A 16354-nucleotide genomic window follows, 5' to 3' on the forward strand; every position below is an offset into this window, starting at 1 on the left:
CGGCATCGGATGGCAGGAATCCCAGTGCCGCGACAGACGGCGCGGGTGGCCATCAACGCTGACACCTCAAACCTTCGGTTAGCCACTTCAGGAGCACAACATGCGCGTTTATTACGACAAGGATTGCGATCTCTCCCTCATCCAGGGCAAGAAGGTCACCATTGTCGGCTATGGTTCCCAGGGCCATGCCCATGCCAACAACCTGAAGGAGTCGGGTGTCGACGTCACCGTCGCCCTGCGCGCCGGCTCGTCCTCTGCGGCCAAGGCCGAGGCCGCAGGCCTCAAGGTCGCCAGCGTGCCGGAGGCGTGCAAGAGCGCCGACGTGGTCATGCTCCTGGCGCCGGACGAGAACCAGAAGGCTATCTACGAGAACGAGGTCGAGCCGAACCTGAAGCAGGGTGCCACCCTCGCCTTCGCCCACGGCTTCAACATCCACTACAACCAGATCGAGCCGCGCCGCGACCTGGACGTGATCATGATCGCGCCCAAGGCGCCGGGTCACACCGTGCGCTCCGAGTTCGTCAAGGGTGGCGGCATCCCCGATCTGATCGCCATCCATCAGGACGCCTCCGGCACCGCCAAGGAGCTGGCGCTCTCCTATGCTGCCGGCGTCGGCGGTGGCCGCAGCGGCATCATCGAGACCACCTTCAAGGACGAGACCGAGACCGACCTGTTCGGTGAGCAGGCCGTGCTGTGCGGCGGTGCGGTCGAGCTGGTCAAGGCCGGTTTCGAGACCCTGACCGAGGCTGGTTACGCCCCGGAAATGGCCTACTTCGAGTGCCTGCATGAGCTCAAGCTGATCGTTGACCTGATGTACGAGGGCGGCATCGCCAACATGAACTACTCCATCTCCAACAACGCGGAGTATGGCGAGTACGTGACCGGCCCCGAGATCATCAACGAGCAGTCGCGTGCGGCGATGCGCAACGCACTCAAGCGCATCCAGACCGGCGAATACGCCAAGATGTTCATCAACGAAGGCAACAGTAACTATCCGTCGATGACCGCCCGTCGTCGCCTGAATGCCGAGCACGACATCGAACAGGTCGGTGCCAAGCTGCGCGGCATGATGCCGTGGATTGCCGCCAACCAACTGGTGGACAAGTCCAAGAACTGAGTCTCGGCTCGACAGTACAATGCCAAGGGCGCGGATTTCCGCGCCCTTGGCATATCCGAAGGTATCCACTGCGCTATGCGCTTCGGTGACAGCGTGTAGAATGAAGGCATCGCCTTTGGGCGACCCCATTCTGGCAATGGACGAGACGAATGAGTCAGGATCCCCGTAATACCGAGCATGACCCACGTGATGAGAGTGCTGAGTCCGCCCCGGCCGAGCACGAACGCCTCCCCCCTGCCGAGGAAGACCTGGCCGCCGCTTTCGTTCGCGAAACGGAGGTTATCGAGGAATCCATTGAAGACGGCAAGAAGGTGAGGCGCAGGGGAATCTATCTGCTGCCCAATCTGTTCACGACATCGGCGCTGTTTGCCGGTTTCTTCTCCGTGGTGGCCGGTATCAATGGTGACTTCACTGCCGCCGCGGTGGCCATTTTCATCGCCATGGTGCTCGATGGCCTGGATGGGCGTGTCGCCCGCATGACCAATACCCAGAGTGCCTTTGGTGCCGAATACGATAGCCTTTCCGACATGGTCTCCTTCGGCGTGGCGCCGGCGCTGGTGGCCTTCACCTGGATCCTTCAGGACATCGGAAAGACCGGCTGGGTGGTGGCCTTCCTCTATGTGGCCTGTGCTGCCTTGCGCCTGGCGCGGTTCAACGTGCAGGTCGGCAGCGTCGACAAGAAGTGGTTCGTTGGCCTGCCTAGCCCGTCGGCTGCCGCCTTCGTGGCGGCAAGTGTATGGACCTTTCACAGCTTCGATGCCGATGCCGTTGGATTCAAAGTGCTGATGCTGCTGGTGGTGGCTGCCGCTGGCGTGCTGATGGTCAGTAATATCCGCTACTACAGCTTCAAGGAGATCGACCTCAAGGGGCCGGTTCCCTTCGTGGTGCTGCTGGCCATCGTGCTGGGTTTCGTGGTGATCTCGGTGGAGCCCTCGGTGATGCTGCTATTGCTGTTCGGTGCCTATGTGGCATCCGGCCCGACTCAAGCGATAATGCGCAAGATGAAGCAGCCCCCTGCCACGGGCTGAAGTCCGGTTTCTCTCTGGCCTTTCGTTGCGCCGCCCGCCTTGTGGGGGCGTCGCGCTGTGCGGGCGTCGCGCTGGAGGATCGGTGCAGCGCGCGGGCATGTTTGTCCACAGCTACTCGCCCGAAACCGCCTGTGGATAGGCGCTTCGGGCGGGCGGTGAAATTTTCCGACAAAAGTCCTTGCGGCCGCGGCCCCCAGCCCGTAAAGTACGCATCCGCTGCCGGCAACGGGCAAACGTTACCGGCGGTGGAAGTGGAGAAAGTGCTTGTTTCTGTTTGGTTTTTCCGGATCGGCTGGTGAGATTCGCGATTGACAGAAGCGCCGGAGACGGTAGAATGCACGCCACGCTGAAGGCAGCCGGCAAGAGCGGCGCTTCGCGGCAAAATCACCCCGGTGAGGCCAGCGAAGAGAGTTGACAAACTCAGCCACTTCAGTAGAATACGCCTTCCTCGCAGGGCGCTGGCGAGGCCGCCGACAGAGTCGGTCGCCACGACAGCAAGCGAGACGCTCCGCTCTTCATGCTGGTTTTGAAGAGAGAAGGGAGCCGCTCTTTAACAATCGATCAGGTAATTCATGTGGGCGCTTGTCGATGAGGTGGTGAGAAGTCACACCATTTCAAGGCAAGCGACTCGTCGAAGACCTTCGGGTCTTTTTGAGAAGCTTTGACCTTGAGCCAAGATTGGTTCGCTTTCAGCTGTTGCCTTCGGGTGGTGGCTGAGCAAGAACCGCAATGATTTTAAACTGAAGAGTTTGATCATGGCTCAGATTGAACGCTGGCGGCAGGCTTAACACATGCAAGTCGAGCGGTAACAGGTCCAGCTTGCTGGATGCTGACGAGCGGCGGACGGGTGAGTAATGCATAGGAATCTGCCCAGTAGTGGGGGATAACCTGGGGAAACCCAGGCTAATACCGCATACGCCCTACGGGGGAAAGCAGGGGATCTTCGGACCTTGCGCTATCGGATGAGCCTATGTCGGATTAGCTAGTTGGTAGGGTAAAGGCCTACCAAGGCGACGATCCGTAGCTGGTCTGAGAGGATGATCAGCCACATCGGGACTGAGACACGGCCCGAACTCCTACGGGAGGCAGCAGTGGGGAATATTGGACAATGGGGGCAACCCTGATCCAGCCATGCCGCGTGTGTGAAGAAGGCCTTCGGGTTGTAAAGCACTTTCAGCGAGGAAGAAAGCCTGGTGGCCAATACCCACCAGGAAGGACATCACTCGCAGAAGAAGCACCGGCTAACTCCGTGCCAGCAGCCGCGGTAATACGGAGGGTGCGAGCGTTAATCGGAATTACTGGGCGTAAAGCGCGCGTAGGTGGCTTGATAAGCCGGTTGTGAAAGCCCCGGGCTCAACCTGGGAACGGCATCCGGAACTGTCAGGCTAGAGTGCAGGAGAGGAAGGTAGAATTCCCGGTGTAGCGGTGAAATGCGTAGAGATCGGGAGGAATACCAGTGGCGAAGGCGGCCTTCTGGACTGACACTGACACTGAGGTGCGAAAGCGTGGGTAGCAAACAGGATTAGATACCCTGGTAGTCCACGCCGTAAACGATGTCGACTAGCCGTTGGGTCCCTCGCGGACTTTGTGGCGCAGTTAACGCGATAAGTCGACCGCCTGGGGAGTACGGCCGCAAGGTTAAAACTCAAATGAATTGACGGGGGCCCGCACAAGCGGTGGAGCATGTGGTTTAATTCGATGCAACGCGAAGAACCTTACCTACCCTTGACATCCTGCGAACTTGGTAGAGATACCTTGGTGCCTTCGGGAGCGCAGAGACAGGTGCTGCATGGCTGTCGTCAGCTCGTGTTGTGAAATGTTGGGTTAAGTCCCGTAACGAGCGCAACCCTTGTCCTTATTTGCCAGCGGGTAATGCCGGGAACTCTAAGGAGACTGCCGGTGACAAACCGGAGGAAGGTGGGGACGACGTCAAGTCATCATGGCCCTTACGGGTAGGGCTACACACGTGCTACAATGGTCAGTACAAAGGGTTGCCAACTCGCGAGAGTGCGCTAATCCCATAAAGCTGATCTCAGTCCGGATCGGAGTCTGCAACTCGACTCCGTGAAGTCGGAATCGCTAGTAATCGTGAATCAGAATGTCACGGTGAATACGTTCCCGGGCCTTGTACACACCGCCCGTCACACCATGGGAGTGGACTGCACCAGAAGTGGTTAGCCTAACCTTCGGGAGGGCGATCACCACGGTGTGGTTCATGACTGGGGTGAAGTCGTAACAAGGTAGCCGTAGGGGAACCTGCGGCTGGATCACCTCCTTAAACGACGAATCACGCCTCGCGGCAAGTGCTCACAATGAATTACCTGATCGACCAGAGCAATGCGGGCCAACGACCTTCTGTTCGGTCCATTTGCAGATTCCCTGCCCCACTTCCCCCTAACCTTTCCCGAACACAACCCTGAAGTGGTAACGGATTTCACGCTGCCCACCGAGGGCTTACCCCGACTTGGGCTGGGATGCTACTTAGGTCCGCGAGCGCCTCATCATTTAGGGCATGGGTAAGACGCTTCCCATAGAGCACAAGATGGCGTTGCACTTCGTCTTCCGTGGCAGCGCTGGCCACGGAAGTCACGATGGCCACCACCGCCAAGACCAGAGCCGTTACTGCCCACCTCCCTGTGAGCTGGCCGAGCGAGTCGATGACATTGCCAATCGTCTGGATCGCTCCAAAAACTGCATCGTCAAGCAAGCCCTGGTCGCCTGGCTTGATCAGGAAGAGGAGCGTAACCGCCTGACCCGCGAGGCTCTGACCGATGTGGATGCCGGTAGTGTCATCGACCATCAGGCTGTGCAGGCCTGGGCCGACAGCCTGAGCACCGATATCCCCCTGTCAGTGCCACGCTGATGGAATTGAAGTGGACGAGCAAGGCCCTATCCGATCTGGCATGTCTCTACGAGTTTCTGGCACCAGTGAATCAGCCCGCAGCGGCCCGCACGGTGCAGCAGCTCACCTCTGCACCGACCCACCCTGCTGACCAACCCGCGTATCGGTGAGCTGCTGGAAGAGTTCCAGCCGCGTGACGTGCGGCGGATTCTGGTCGGGCATTACGAGATGCGCTACGAGATCACGGGTTCCACCAACTATCTGCTACGTCTGTGGCATACCAGTGAGGCCCGCTAGCCTGGATGCGCACCATGCCCAGCCGCGCCGTTCGAGTCGGCGCGGCTGGTAGTGGATGAGAAGCTGCACTTGGCCCGCACCGGAAGCCTCGCTGATCATTCATGCGAGTAGGCACCACACTACCCAAGTTCAGTTCATGGCTGACGATCAGCCCGGGCAGCAGCAGGGGGGGAGCTGGCGGTACTCGGCCAGTGCCATAGCCTCATCTCGCCACCCGCAGCGTGGTGGTGGTCAGCACTACTGACTATGTTGTTTGCATCCAAGTGGGCGCAGGAGGCACATTCCGTGAACAGGGTATGCCTTCGGGTGGTGGCTGAGCAAGAACCGCAATGATTTTAAACTGAAGAGTTTGATCATGGCTCAGATTGAACGCTGGCGGCAGGCTTAACACATGCAAGTCGAGCGGTAACAGGACCCGTTTTGCCTGACGACCATAGCGTTCGGGAACCACCTGATCCCATGCCGAACTCAGCAGTGAAACCGCTCAGCGCCGATGGTAGTGTGGGGTCTCCCCATGCGAGAGTAGGTCATCGTCAGGCATTTATTCCAAAAACCCCAGTCTCGAAAGAGGCTGGGGTTTTTTCATGGGCATGGGGAGACCCGCTCTTTATATGTGGGGCCGCTTCGCGGGCCGGCTCCTCGTCGGATGGCCGGCCCGAACTATAGTCAGGTGCCTGTCCAAAACCCCAGTTTCGAAAGAAGCTGGGGTTTTTCTTTTTGTGATCAGTGCAGTGCCTGCGGCAGTTCCGCTAGAATGGGATTTTTCCCGGTTGGGGCACAGGGCATGACCATCGGTGATCTGATCCGCCTGCTGAGTGACGGAGAGTTTCACTCCGGCGAGCAATTGGGCGAGCGGCTGGGCGTGTCGCGTACGGCGGTATGGAAGCAGCTAAAAAAGCTCGAAGCGCTGGGAATTCCTCTGGAAGCTGTCAAGGGGCAGGGGTACCGGATCTCGGGACCACTGGAGCTTCTCGATGGTGGGATCATCGTGGCCGGTCTGTCGCGGCAAGGCAGGCAACATCTTACCCGCCTGTTCATTGAAGAGACGCTGCCATCAAGCAATCTGTTTATCCGCCAGCGCTTTGATCAGGGTGCAGGCCATGGTGAGGTATGCCTGGTGGAGCAGCAGAGCGAAGGCCGTGGGCGCCGTGGTCGTGCCTGGACGACTCCTTGGGGGCGTGCCCTCATGCTTTCGCTTGGCTGGAGGTTTGATTCCGGCGTCGCGGCTCTGGAAGGACTCAGCCTGGCCGTGGGGGTGGTGCTGGCCCGGGTGCTCGAGCGGCACGGGCTCGCGCCGAGGCTCAAGTGGCCCAACGATGTGCTCCTGGGGTGCGACGACGGGGGGCTGGGCAAGCTGGCCGGCATCCTGGTCGAGATCAGCGGGGATACGGCTGGCCCCTGCGAGGTAGTGATCGGTATGGGGATCAACGTCAGCCTGCCCCAGGACTTTCGCAAGACGATCGAGCAGCCTGTCGCGGCGGTGCATGATCAGGCCCAGGGCTTGTCTCGGAACCAGCTGGCGTACGAGCTGCTGGATGAACTTCTGCCGCTGCTTGCTGGCTATGAAAGCCAGGGCTTCGCTGCTTGGCGCGACGAGTGGAATGCCAGGCATGCCTTTGGCGGCTGTGAGATCGATGTGCTGCGGGGAGGGCAGCGTTTGGCGGCAACAGCTGAAGACGTCGACGAGTCGGGGAATCTCTGGATTCAACGGAAAGGGCGGCGCGAGTGCTTGGCTGGGGGCGAAATCAGCGTGCGTGGACGCTCATGATCCTTGACCTGGATATCGGTAATACGCTGTCGAAGTGGCGCCTCAAGGATGCCGACAGCAGCGAGATCCGTTCACGCGGTGCCGTCTGGACCCGCGAGGAGTGGAAGCCTGGTTCCGATATTCCTGACCTGGATGTGGTCGAGGCGGTAAGGATTTCCAGTGTGGCTCGAGAGGCTGTGTTGGAGCAGACCGTGGAGTTGCTGCACAGTCGAGTGCGCGGCGTGCATGTGGCTCGCTCCACGCCGGAGGCGCTTGGCGTCGTCAACGGCTATGAGGAGCCTCATCGACTGGGGGTGGATCGCTGGATGGGCGTGTTGGCGGGCTACCAGTTGGCAGGGGGCTGTTGCGCCGTGGACTGCGGTAGTGCGATTACCGTCGATTTCGTGTTGCCCGGTGGGCGGCATCTGGGCGGGTATATCATTCCCGGGCTGCGCCTGATGAAGGAGAGCCTCAAGCTGGGCACCCGCAACGTGGCCATTGATCCGGACAGCGAAGCTGAAGAGCTGCTGCTGCCCGGGCAGCGTACCGTTGAGGCTGTTAACCATGGTATCTATATGGCCGCAGTCAGTGCCATCAACCGAATCTACTCGGAAGTTTGCGACCGGGAGGGCGTGGCGCTGCCAATGTTGCTCACCGGTGGAGATGCGCGCGTCGTGTCGCGCGGCATGCAGTCTCCCCACGCGGTCTGGCCCGACATGGTATACGGAGGGTTGGAGGCGTGCTTTCCGCTGACCGCTGCCGAGCGAGGCGGGCGCATGTCGGGCGCGCCGCGGGTGCCCCAGCCGGCGGGGTTGGAAAAAATCCGCGCGGGCCTTGCTTTCTCCATGCTGCTTTGACACAATGCAGCGCGTTCCACGGTCGAGGGAGCTTCCGGCTAAAGGAAGTTCAGGCAAGTTGCTGATAAACAAGGACTTGACACGGTGCGTGGAGGCGGTAGAATGATCCGCCAGCTGGAGGGGTTCCCGAGTGGCCAAAGGGAGCAGACTGTAAATCTGCCGCGAAAGCTTCGAAGGTTCGAATCCTTCCCCCTCCACCAAGTTTCATGCCGAGATCGACTTTGGCGATTCGGCTGCCAGAGTGGGTAGGCGGGCATAGTTCAATGGTAGAACCTCAGCCTTCCAAGCTGATGATGCGGGTTCGATCCCCGCTGCCCGCTCCAGTATGGAAAGCGCTGACGAAGGTTGTCGGTGCAGGGCATGCGAGATGTGCCAAAGGGTTTTGCTCATGTAGCTCAGGGGTAGAGCACACCCTTGGTAAGGGTGAGGTCGACGGTTCAAATCCGTCCATGAGCTCCAAGTTTGAGAAAGGCGAGCCAAGGCTCGCCTTTCTCTTTTTCGGCGCAGTAGCGCAGGAAGGGGTTGTCAGCAGGCGAGACCTTCGCTATCATGGCGCCCGCTGTTGTGCATGCTGCCTGCAAGGGGTGGCGCGCATCAGATACAGGCCAGTAGCTCAATTGGCAGAGCAGCGGTCTCCAAAACCGCAGGTTGGGGGTTCGATTCCCTCCTGGCCTGCCAGCCTCCCCCAGGTTGGCACCCCATCTATCAGTTATAAAGATTCGATTGCCGCACCCTGAGGAGTCACGTTTCATGAAACATAACGCCGAGGTGCAGGAGTCGCGCCACGACGGGCTCAAGTGGGCGGTGGTCATCACGTTGCTGGCCGTGGCTGTCGTGGGGAATACCTACTTTGCCGACCAGGCCATCCTCTACCGTGTGCTGGGTGTCGTCATTCTCTGTGCTGCAGCTGCAGTCATAGCGCTGACTACTGCCAAAGGACGCGATCTGGCCGAGCTGGCCAAGAGCGCCAAGAAAGAAATTCAGCGGGTGGTATGGCCAACCCGCCCCGAAACCGTGCAGACCACGGCTATCGTGCTTGTCGCCGTGCTGGTGGTCGGTCTGATGCTGTGGTTGATCGACACCCTTCTTGGCTGGGCGATGTCCGGCGTCATCGGTTAGGAGTTTTCATGTCCAAGCGTTGGTACGTCGTTCACGCCTACTCCGGCTTCGAGAAGCATGTCATGCGCTCCCTGTTGGAGCGCGTGAAGATGTATGGCATGGAAGATCGCTTCGGCGAGATTCTGGTGCCGACCGAAGAAGTCGTCGAGATGCGAGATGGCAAGCGCCGCAAGAGCGAGCGCAAGTTCTATCCCGGCTATGTGCTGGTCGAGATGGAAATGGATGACGCCACCTGGCACCTGGTCAATGAGACGCCGCGTGTCATGGGCTTCATCGGTGGGACCAAGGAAAAGCCGGCACCGATCACCCAGAAGGAGGCCGATGCCATCCTGCGCCGGGTGAAAGACGGTACCGACAAGCCGCGGCCCAAGACCATCTTCGAGCCGGGCCAGTCCGTGCGTGTCGTTGACGGCCCCTTTGCCGACTTCAATGGCGTGGTCGAGGAAGTCAACTACGACAAGAGTCGCCTCCAGGTCAGCGTGCTGATCTTTGGTCGGGCGACGCCAGTCGAATTGGAATTTGCCCAGGTCGAGAAGGAGTAGTCTCCTCGTCCCGTATTTGCTGTCTGGCCGCTGAGGCGGCCGTATAACCCGGGGAGCCGAAAGGCGCTATTACCCAACTGGAGTCCATCATGGCCAAGAAAGTACAGGCTTACATCAAGCTGCAGGTTGCAGCCGGTAAAGCCAATCCGAGTCCCCCCGTGGGTCCCGCGCTGGGTCAGCACGGTGTCAACATCATGGAATTCTGCAAGGCCTTCAATGCGGCTACGCAGGAGATCGAGCCGGGTCTGCCGACTCCCGTGGTTATCACCGTCTACTCCGACCGCAGCTTCACCTTCATCACCAAGACGCCCCCTGCGGCTGTCCTGCTGAAGAAGGCGGCTGGCATCAAGTCCGGCTCCGGCGAGCCGAACAAGAAGAAGGTCGGCACCGTGACCCGCGAGCAGCTCGAGGAGATCGCCAAGACCAAGGAGCCGGATCTGACGGCTGCCGATCTCGACGCCGCTGTGCGTACCATTGCCGGTAGCGCCCGCAGCATGGGCCTGAACGTGGAGGGTCTCTGATCATGGCTAAACTGTCCAAGCGCGCCAAGGTGATTCGCGAGAAGGTCGATCCGGCCAAGGCGTACTCCCTGGAAGAGGCCGTGGCACTGCTCAATGAGCTGTCCACCGTCAAGTTCAAGGAATCCCTCGACGTCGCCATCAATCTGGGCGTAGATCCGCGCAAATCCGATCAGGTCGTGCGCGGTGCCACCGTAATGCCCAACGGCACCGGCAAGGACGTGCGCGTTGCCGTCTTTACCCAGGGTGCCAATGCCGATGCCGCCAAGGAAGCCGGTGCCGATATCGTCGGCATGGACGATCTGGCCGAGCGGGTCAAGAAGGGCCAGCTCGACTTCGACGTGGTCATTGCCTCGCCGGACGCCATGCGCGTTGTCGGCCAGCTGGGCCAGATTCTCGGTCCGCGTGGCCTGATGCCCAACCCCAAGGTCGGCACCGTAACGCCTGATGTCGCCACTGCGGTGAAAAACGCCAAGGCGGGCCAGGTGCGTTTCCGCACCGACAAGAACGGCATCATCCATACCACATTGGGCAAGGTCGATTTCGATGCGACCGCCATCCAGGGCAACCTGGAAGCGCTGGTAGCCGACCTCAAGCGTCTCAAGCCGAGTACGTCCAAGGGTATTTATGTGAAGAAGGTCACCCTGTCCACTACCATGGGCCCGGGGCTGACCCTGGACCACTCCGGCCTGGCGTAAGCAGGGCGAGAGAGGTTGCTGTCGGGCATCAATGCCGGCAGCGAAGCAAGTGTAGTTTGCATGAACTTTGCGGTCCCCGAGCGCCTTGCCAGGCAGGGTGCGAGGGGCGCCGTCAAAGACCGCAGGCGCCGCCGCTCACGAGTGGCGGCTTAATGTCCCCGGCATGGGGTGCCTGCGCAGATGGTGTGGCCGCCAGATCGCTGGTGAGCACCATCACCCGGGACTTCCGAAGTCCGTCGCGAGGCGGCCTGCGGAAGAGATGGTAACCCCCGGAGCCCGCATGGCGAGGTTCCGGCACGAAGGAGTGATCACTGTGCCACTAGCACTCGAAGGCAAGAAGGCGATTGTTGCCGAGGTCAGTGAAGCGGCCAAGGGCGCACTCTCCGTCGTAGTTGCCGATTCTCGTGGTGTCACGGTCGAGAAGATGACCGACCTGCGCAAGCAGGCCCGCGAGAATGGCGTGCAGATCCGTGTTGTCCGCAACACCCTGGCACGCCGCGCCCTCTCAGGCACCCAGTGGGAATGCCTGAACGAGAGCTTCATCGGTCCGACACTGCTGGCTTTCTCCACCGAGCATCCGGGCGCTGCAGCCCGCCTGTTCAAGGAGTTTTCCAAGCAGGATCAGAACTTTGAAGTGAAGGCGCTGGCCTACGAAGGTGAGCTGATTCCGGCAAGCGACATCGATCGACTGGCAACGCTGCCGACTTATGACGAGGCCATCGCCAAGCTGATGTCCGTCATGAAGGAAGCATCTGCCGGCAAGCTGGTTCGTACCCTGGCCGCCCTGCGCGACCAGAAGCAGGAAGCGGCCGCCTGATCGGCGAACTCGCTCCTGCAGCCTGAATCGAACTCTGAATAGACGAGCGCTCGGCGCGCCGAGGCTCCCGCAAAGTTAGGAAGACCAAAATGGCACTGACCAAAGAAGATATCATCAACGCCGTCTCCGACATGTCCGTCATGGAAGTTGTCGAGCTGATCGAAGCGATGGAAGAGAAGTTCGGCGTTTCTGCCGCCGCCGCTGTCATGGCTGGCCCGGCTGCCGCTGGCGAAGTTGCTGAAGAGCAGACCGAGTTCGACCTGGTCCTGACCAGCGCTGGCGACAAGAAAGTCAACGTGATCAAGGCCGTTCGCGAACTGACCGGCCTGGGCCTGAAGGAAGCCAAGGGTGCCGTCGACGGCGCACCGGCTACCATCAAGGAAGGTCTGTCCAAGGACGACGCCGAAGCGGCAAAGAAGAAGCTGGAAGAAGCCGGCGCGAGCGTGGAGCTCAAGTAACCCTTGTGCCCATGGCTTCACGCGCTGCGTAAGCTTCCACGGCTGGTGGCGGGCCCTCCCGCTGCCGGCCTTTTTCTGTTGCACTAGCGCCTTGCTGACGCAGCGTCGCTAGAAGAATCCCGACGGCGAGCTACCTTTGTGGAGCTTGCCGTCAGCGCCTGACGGGGTCGAGCCCGTCGGGTGGCGCCGACCACGCATCGGTCACCATGGTGAACAAGCTGGGGAATACAGATGGCTTACTCATACACTGAGAAAAAACGCATCCGCAAGGATTTCGGCAAACTGCCCCAAGTGATGGATGTGCCCTACCTGCTGGCGATCCAGCTTGATTCCTATTACGACTTCCTCCAGCAGGACCGCTCGGCCGATGAGCGTCTCGAGACCGGGCTTCACGCGGCGTTCAAGTCCGTGTTCCCGATCGAGAGCTTCTCCGGCAACGCCGCGCTCGAGTATGTCAGCTACCGTTTCGGCGCGCCGGCCTTCGACGTCAAGGAGTGCCAGCTGCGTGGCGTTACGTACTCGGCGCCCCTGCGGGTCAAGGTTCGCCTGATCATCTATGATCGGGACTCCTCGAACAAGGCCATCAAGGATATCAAGGAGCAGGAAGTCTACATGGGGGAAATCCCCCTGATGACCGAGAACGGTACCTTTGTAGTCAACGGTACCGAGCGCGTCATCGTCTCCCAGCTGCACCGCTCTCCCGGCGTGTTCTTCGATCACGACAAGGGCAAGAGCCATTCATCCGGCAAACTGCTTTACTCGGCCCGGGTCATCCCTTACCGCGGCTCCTGGCTCGACTTCGAGTTCGATCCCAAGGATAACGTCTTCGTTCGTATCGACCGTCGCCGCAAGCTGCCGGCCACGGTGCTGCTGCGTGCGCTGGGCCTGACCGCCGAGGAAGTTCTCGACGAATTCTTCGAGACCAGCACCTTCCACATCGAGAAATCTGGCTTCTCTGTGGAGCTGGTGCCGTCGCGCCTGCGCGGCGAAACCGCCACCTTCGATATCAAGGATGGCGAGGGCAACCTCATCGTCGAGGAAGGCCGGCGCATCACCCAGAAGCATATCCGCCAGCTGGAAAAGGCTGGGCTTGAGCGCCTCGACGTGCCGATGGACTACCTCTTCGGCAAGACTCTGGCGCGGGATCAGGTCGATTCCAGTACCGGTGAGCTGATCTGCCCCTGCAATACCGTGATCACTCCCGAGCTGCTCGAGAGGCTCGGGCAGGCCGGCATCACCACCATCGAGACGCTCTACACCAACGATCTCGACTGTGGCTCCTTCGTCTCCGACACGCTGCGGCTGGACACCACCGGCTCCCAGCTCGAGGCGCTGGTCGAGATCTACCGCATGATGCGTCCCGGTGAGCCGCCCACCAAGGAAGCCGCCGAGACCCTGTTCCACAACCTGTTCTTCACCGAGGACCGCTACGACCTGTCGGGCGTCGGTCGGATGAAGTTCAACCGTCGCCTGCGTCGTGACGCCGATACCGGCTCCGGGGTACTCGACAACCGCGATATTCTCGATGTGCTCAAGGAACTGATCTATATCCGTAACGGCTTCGGCGAAGTCGACGATATCGATCACCTGGGCAACCGCCGCATCCGCTGCGTCGGCGAGATGGCGGAGAACCAGTTCCGCGTCGGCCTGGTGCGGGTCGAGCGTGCGGTCAAGGAGCGTCTCTCCATGGCCGAGAGCGAGGGCCTGATGCCCCAGGACCTGATCAACGCCAAGCCCGTCGCCGCGGCGGTCAAGGAGTTCTTCGGTTCCAGCCAGCTCTCGCAGTTCATGGACCAGAACAACCCGCTCTCCGAGGTCACCCACAAGCGCCGCGTCTCCGCGCTTGGGCCGGGCGGCCTGACTCGTGAGCGGGCCGGCTTCGAGGTGCGCGACGTTCACGCCACGCACTACGGTCGCCTCTGCCCCATCGAGACGCCGGAAGGGCCGAACATCGGTCTGATCAACTCCCTGGCCACCTACAGCCACACCAACAGCTACGGCTTCCTCGAGACGCCGTACCGCAAGGTGGTGGATCGCCAGGTGACCGACGAGGTGGTGCACCTCTCGGCCATCGAGGAGGGCGATTACGTCATCGCCCAGGCCTCGGCTGCCGTGGACGAGTCCAACAAGCTGGACGACGACCTGGTTCAGGTGCGCCACAAGGGCGAGACCACCTTCATGCGTCCCGAGCAGGTGACGCTGATGGACGTCTCTCCGCGCCAGGTGGTCTCCGTGGCCGCGGCGCTGATCCCGTTCCTCGAGCACGACGATGCCAACCGCGCCCTGATGGGCTCGAACATGCAGCGTCAGGCGGTGCCGACCCTGCGTGCCGAGAAGCCGCTGGTGGGTACCGGCATGGAGCGCTTCGTTGCGCGTGACTCCGGCGTCTGCGCCGTGGCACGTCGCGGCGGTGTGATCGACTCGGTCGACGCCAAGCGTATCGTGGTGCGTATCAACGAGGACGAGATCATCGGTGGCGAGGCCGGCGTCGATATCTACAACCTCACCAAGTACGTGCGTTCCAACCAGAACACCTGCATGAACCAGCGCCCGATCGTGCGTCCCGGCGATACCGTGGCGCGTGGCGATATCCTGGCCGACGGCCCGTCCGTCGACATGGGTGACCTGGCCCTGGGCCAGAACATGCGCATCGCCTTCATGCCCTGGAACGGCTACAACTTCGAGGACTCGATCCTGCTGTCGGAGCGGGTGGTGCAGGAAGACCGTTTCACCACCATCCACATCCAGGAACTGACCTGTGTGTCCCGCGACACCAAGCTGGGGCCGGAGGAGATCACCTCCGATATTCCCAACGTGGGTGAGTCGGCGCTCTCCAAGCTGGACGAGGCGGGCGTGGTCTACATCGGTGCCGAAGTCGGTCCGGGTGACATCCTTGTGGGCAAGGTCACGCCCAAGGGCGAGACTCAGCTGACACCGGAAGAGAAGCTGCTGCGGGCGATCTTCGGTGAAAAGGCCTCCGACGTGAAGGACACTTCGCTGCGTGCGCCCACCGGCATGAAGGGTACGGTCATCGACGTCCAGGTCTTCACCCGCGACGGCGTGGAGAAGGATTCCCGCGCACTGGCCATCGAGCAGATGCAGCTCGACGAGGTGCGCAAGGACCTGCAGGAGACTTACCGCATCGCCGAGGACGCCACCTTCGAGCGCCTCAAGCGCACCCTGAATGGCGAGGTGGTGCATGGCGGGCCCAAGCTCAAGAAGGGCGACGTGCTCTCCGAGAGCTACCTGGAGGAGCTGCCGCGCCAGCAGTGGTTCAAGCTGCGCCTGCAGGAGGAGTCCCTCAACGAGCTGCTGGCCCAGGCTGACGAGCAGTTGGAGAACCGTCGCAAGGAAATGGAGGAGCGCTTCGAGGACAAGAAGCGCAAGCTCACCCAGGGCGATGATCTGGCGCCGGGCGTACTGAAGATCGTCAAGGTCTACATGGCGGTCAAGCGTCGCATCCAGCCGGGTGACAAGATGGCCGGTCGTCACGGTAACAAGGGTGTCATCTCCGCCATCATGCCGGTCGAGGACATGCCTTTCGACGACAACGGTGTGTCGGTGGACGTCGTCCTCAACCCACTTGGCGTGCCGTCGCGCATGAACGTGGGTCAGATCCTCGAGACTCACCTGGGCCTGGCGGCTCAGGGGCTGGGCGTGAAGATCGATGCCATGCTCCGCGACGCCCGCGGCCAGCAGGTGGCCGAGATCCGCGAGTTCCTGGACAAGGTCTACAACTCGGCTACCGGCACCCGGGTCGAGGACCTCGACACCCTCAGCGACGACGAGGTGATCGCCCTGGCCAAGAACCTGCGCAGCGGCGTGCCGATGGCCTCGCCGGTGTTCGACGGCGCCGATGAGAGCGAGATCAAGCACCTGCTGCGCCTGGCGGATCTGCCGGACTCTGGCCAGATGGCCCTTTACGACGGTCGTACCGGCGACGCCTTCGACCGGCCGGTCACGGTGGGCTACATGTACATGCTGAAGCTCAACCACCTGGTCGACGACAAGATGCACGCGCGTTCCACCGGCTCCTACTCGCTCGTCACCCAGCAGCCGCTGGGCGGCAAGGCGCAGTTCGGTGGCCAGCGCTTCGGGGAGATGGAGGTCTGGGCGCTGGAAGCCTACGGTGCCGCCTACACCCTGCAGGAGATGCTGACGGTGAAATCCGACGACGTGGAAGGTCGCACCAAGATGTACAAGAGCATTGTGGACGGCGACCACACCATGCATGCCGGCATGCCGGAATCCTTCAACGTACTCGTTAAGGAAATCCGTTCGCTGGGCATCGATATCGAGTTAGAGAGCTAGGAG

The 16354-nt window shown here is 61.1% G+C and carries 13 protein-coding genes, 4 tRNA genes, 2 rRNA genes and 1 pseudogene; all 20 read left to right on the top strand.

Translation table 11 applies throughout. The annotated features are described in order from the left end of the window. Positions 1-100 precede the first annotated feature (100 nt). The 20 genes and pseudogenes from ilvC to rpoB all read left to right on the top strand — a co-directional run bounded on the left by ilvC (position 101) and on the right by rpoB (position 16351). Positions 101-1117 carry a ketol-acid reductoisomerase gene (gene ilvC / locus LOKO_RS00460; RefSeq protein WP_066443599.1) on the top strand — a complete coding sequence of 339 codons (1017 nt, stop codon included), beginning with the start codon at positions 101-103 and terminating at the stop codon, positions 1115-1117. A gap of 149 nt (positions 1118-1266) precedes the next feature. Next, positions 1267-2145, top strand: coding sequence for a CDP-diacylglycerol--serine O-phosphatidyltransferase (gene pssA, locus LOKO_RS00465; protein WP_066443602.1), 879 nt, complete (start codon positions 1267-1269; stop codon positions 2143-2145). A 737-nt stretch (positions 2146-2882) separates the two neighbouring features. Beyond that, positions 2883-4423: ribosomal RNA gene (locus LOKO_RS00470) — 16S ribosomal RNA — on the top strand. A gap of 56 nt (positions 4424-4479) precedes the next feature. Then, positions 4480-4599 (top strand): annotated as a pseudogene (locus LOKO_RS20540) (ABC transporter substrate-binding protein); the annotation flags it as partial. Between the two features lie 88 nt (positions 4600-4687). Continuing rightward, positions 4688-5008 (top strand): CopG family ribbon-helix-helix protein, encoded by a 321-nt coding sequence (locus LOKO_RS00475; protein WP_235588907.1) that lies wholly within the window; start codon positions 4688-4690, stop codon positions 5006-5008. Between the two features lie 126 nt (positions 5009-5134). Continuing rightward, complete coding sequence (locus LOKO_RS20545; protein ID WP_470303289.1) at positions 5135-5284, top strand: type II toxin-antitoxin system RelE/ParE family toxin; 150 nt, start codon at positions 5135-5137, stop codon at positions 5282-5284. Positions 5285-5707: 423 nt separating this feature from the next. Then, positions 5708-5823 (top strand): 5S ribosomal RNA (gene rrf, locus LOKO_RS00485). A 245-nt stretch (positions 5824-6068) separates the two neighbouring features. After that, positions 6069-7052 (top strand): biotin--[acetyl-CoA-carboxylase] ligase, encoded by a 984-nt coding sequence (locus LOKO_RS00490; RefSeq protein WP_066443604.1) that lies wholly within the window; start codon positions 6069-6071, stop codon positions 7050-7052. Continuing rightward, the gene (locus LOKO_RS00495) at positions 7049-7888 is read left to right on the top strand and encodes a type III pantothenate kinase (protein WP_066443606.1); all 840 of its coding nucleotides are present in this window, start codon (positions 7049-7051) and stop codon (positions 7886-7888) included. The genes LOKO_RS00490 and LOKO_RS00495 overlap by 4 nt, the downstream gene beginning before the upstream one ends. Positions 7889-8004: 116 nt before the next feature. Continuing rightward, positions 8005-8088, top strand: a tRNA-Tyr gene (locus tag LOKO_RS00500). A 49-nt stretch (positions 8089-8137) separates the two neighbouring features. Then, a tRNA-Gly gene (locus LOKO_RS00505) sits at positions 8138-8211 on the top strand. A gap of 61 nt (positions 8212-8272) precedes the next feature. Beyond that, positions 8273-8347 (top strand) — tRNA-Thr (locus tag LOKO_RS00510). Between the two features lie 143 nt (positions 8348-8490). Further along, positions 8491-8566 (top strand) — tRNA-Trp (locus LOKO_RS00515). Positions 8567-8638: 72 nt separating this feature from the next. Further along, positions 8639-9007 (top strand): preprotein translocase subunit SecE, encoded by a 369-nt coding sequence (gene secE / locus LOKO_RS00520; protein ID WP_066443608.1) that lies wholly within the window; start codon positions 8639-8641, stop codon positions 9005-9007. 8 nt (positions 9008-9015) lie between these two features. After that, on the top strand, positions 9016-9549 hold the full coding sequence (gene nusG / locus LOKO_RS00525) for a transcription termination/antitermination protein NusG (protein ID WP_043514683.1): 534 nt from the start codon (positions 9016-9018) through the stop codon (positions 9547-9549). 89 nt (positions 9550-9638) lie between these two features. After that, entirely contained in the window at positions 9639-10070 is a 432-nt protein-coding gene (rplK, locus tag LOKO_RS00530; protein ID WP_043514686.1) for a 50S ribosomal protein L11, read from the top strand. Positions 10071-10072: 2 nt separating this feature from the next. Continuing rightward, positions 10073-10765, top strand: a complete 693-nt coding sequence (rplA, locus tag LOKO_RS00535; RefSeq protein ID WP_066443610.1) for a 50S ribosomal protein L1 — start codon at positions 10073-10075, stop codon at positions 10763-10765. Positions 10766-11078: 313 nt separating this feature from the next. Then, positions 11079-11582: a 50S ribosomal protein L10 gene (rplJ, locus tag LOKO_RS00540; protein ID WP_043514693.1), complete on the top strand. Its 504-nt coding sequence runs from the start codon at positions 11079-11081 to the stop codon at positions 11580-11582. Positions 11583-11671: 89 nt separating this feature from the next. Continuing rightward, complete coding sequence (gene rplL, locus LOKO_RS00545; protein ID WP_066443619.1) at positions 11672-12040, top strand: 50S ribosomal protein L7/L12; 369 nt, start codon at positions 11672-11674, stop codon at positions 12038-12040. 231 nt (positions 12041-12271) lie between these two features. After that, the gene (gene rpoB / locus LOKO_RS00550) at positions 12272-16351 is read left to right on the top strand and encodes a DNA-directed RNA polymerase subunit beta (RefSeq protein WP_066443621.1); all 4080 of its coding nucleotides are present in this window, start codon (positions 12272-12274) and stop codon (positions 16349-16351) included. Positions 16352-16354: the final 3 nt, after the last annotated feature.

It is taken from the genome of Halomonas chromatireducens (assembly GCF_001545155.1).
Taxonomy (GTDB): Bacteria; Pseudomonadota; Gammaproteobacteria; order Pseudomonadales; family Halomonadaceae; genus Halomonas; species Halomonas chromatireducens.

Coding starts and splice junctions, on each gene's coding strand:
- ilvC (WP_066443599.1), top strand. CDS start 101: ATGCGCGTTTATTACGACAAGGATTGCGATCTCTCCCTCATCCAGGGC.
- pssA (WP_066443602.1), top strand. CDS start 1,267: ATGAGTCAGGATCCCCGTAATACCGAGCATGACCCACGTGATGAGAGT.
- LOKO_RS00475 (WP_235588907.1), top strand. CDS start 4,688: ATGGCGTTGCACTTCGTCTTCCGTGGCAGCGCTGGCCACGGAAGTCAC.
- LOKO_RS00490 (WP_066443604.1), top strand. CDS start 6,069: ATGACCATCGGTGATCTGATCCGCCTGCTGAGTGACGGAGAGTTTCAC.
- LOKO_RS00495 (WP_066443606.1), top strand. CDS start 7,049: ATGATCCTTGACCTGGATATCGGTAATACGCTGTCGAAGTGGCGCCTC.
- secE (WP_066443608.1), top strand. CDS start 8,639: ATGAAACATAACGCCGAGGTGCAGGAGTCGCGCCACGACGGGCTCAAG.
- nusG (WP_043514683.1), top strand. CDS start 9,016: ATGTCCAAGCGTTGGTACGTCGTTCACGCCTACTCCGGCTTCGAGAAG.
- rplK (WP_043514686.1), top strand. CDS start 9,639: ATGGCCAAGAAAGTACAGGCTTACATCAAGCTGCAGGTTGCAGCCGGT.
- rplA (WP_066443610.1), top strand. CDS start 10,073: ATGGCTAAACTGTCCAAGCGCGCCAAGGTGATTCGCGAGAAGGTCGAT.
- rplL (WP_066443619.1), top strand. CDS start 11,672: ATGGCACTGACCAAAGAAGATATCATCAACGCCGTCTCCGACATGTCC.
- rpoB (WP_066443621.1), top strand. CDS start 12,272: ATGGCTTACTCATACACTGAGAAAAAACGCATCCGCAAGGATTTCGGC.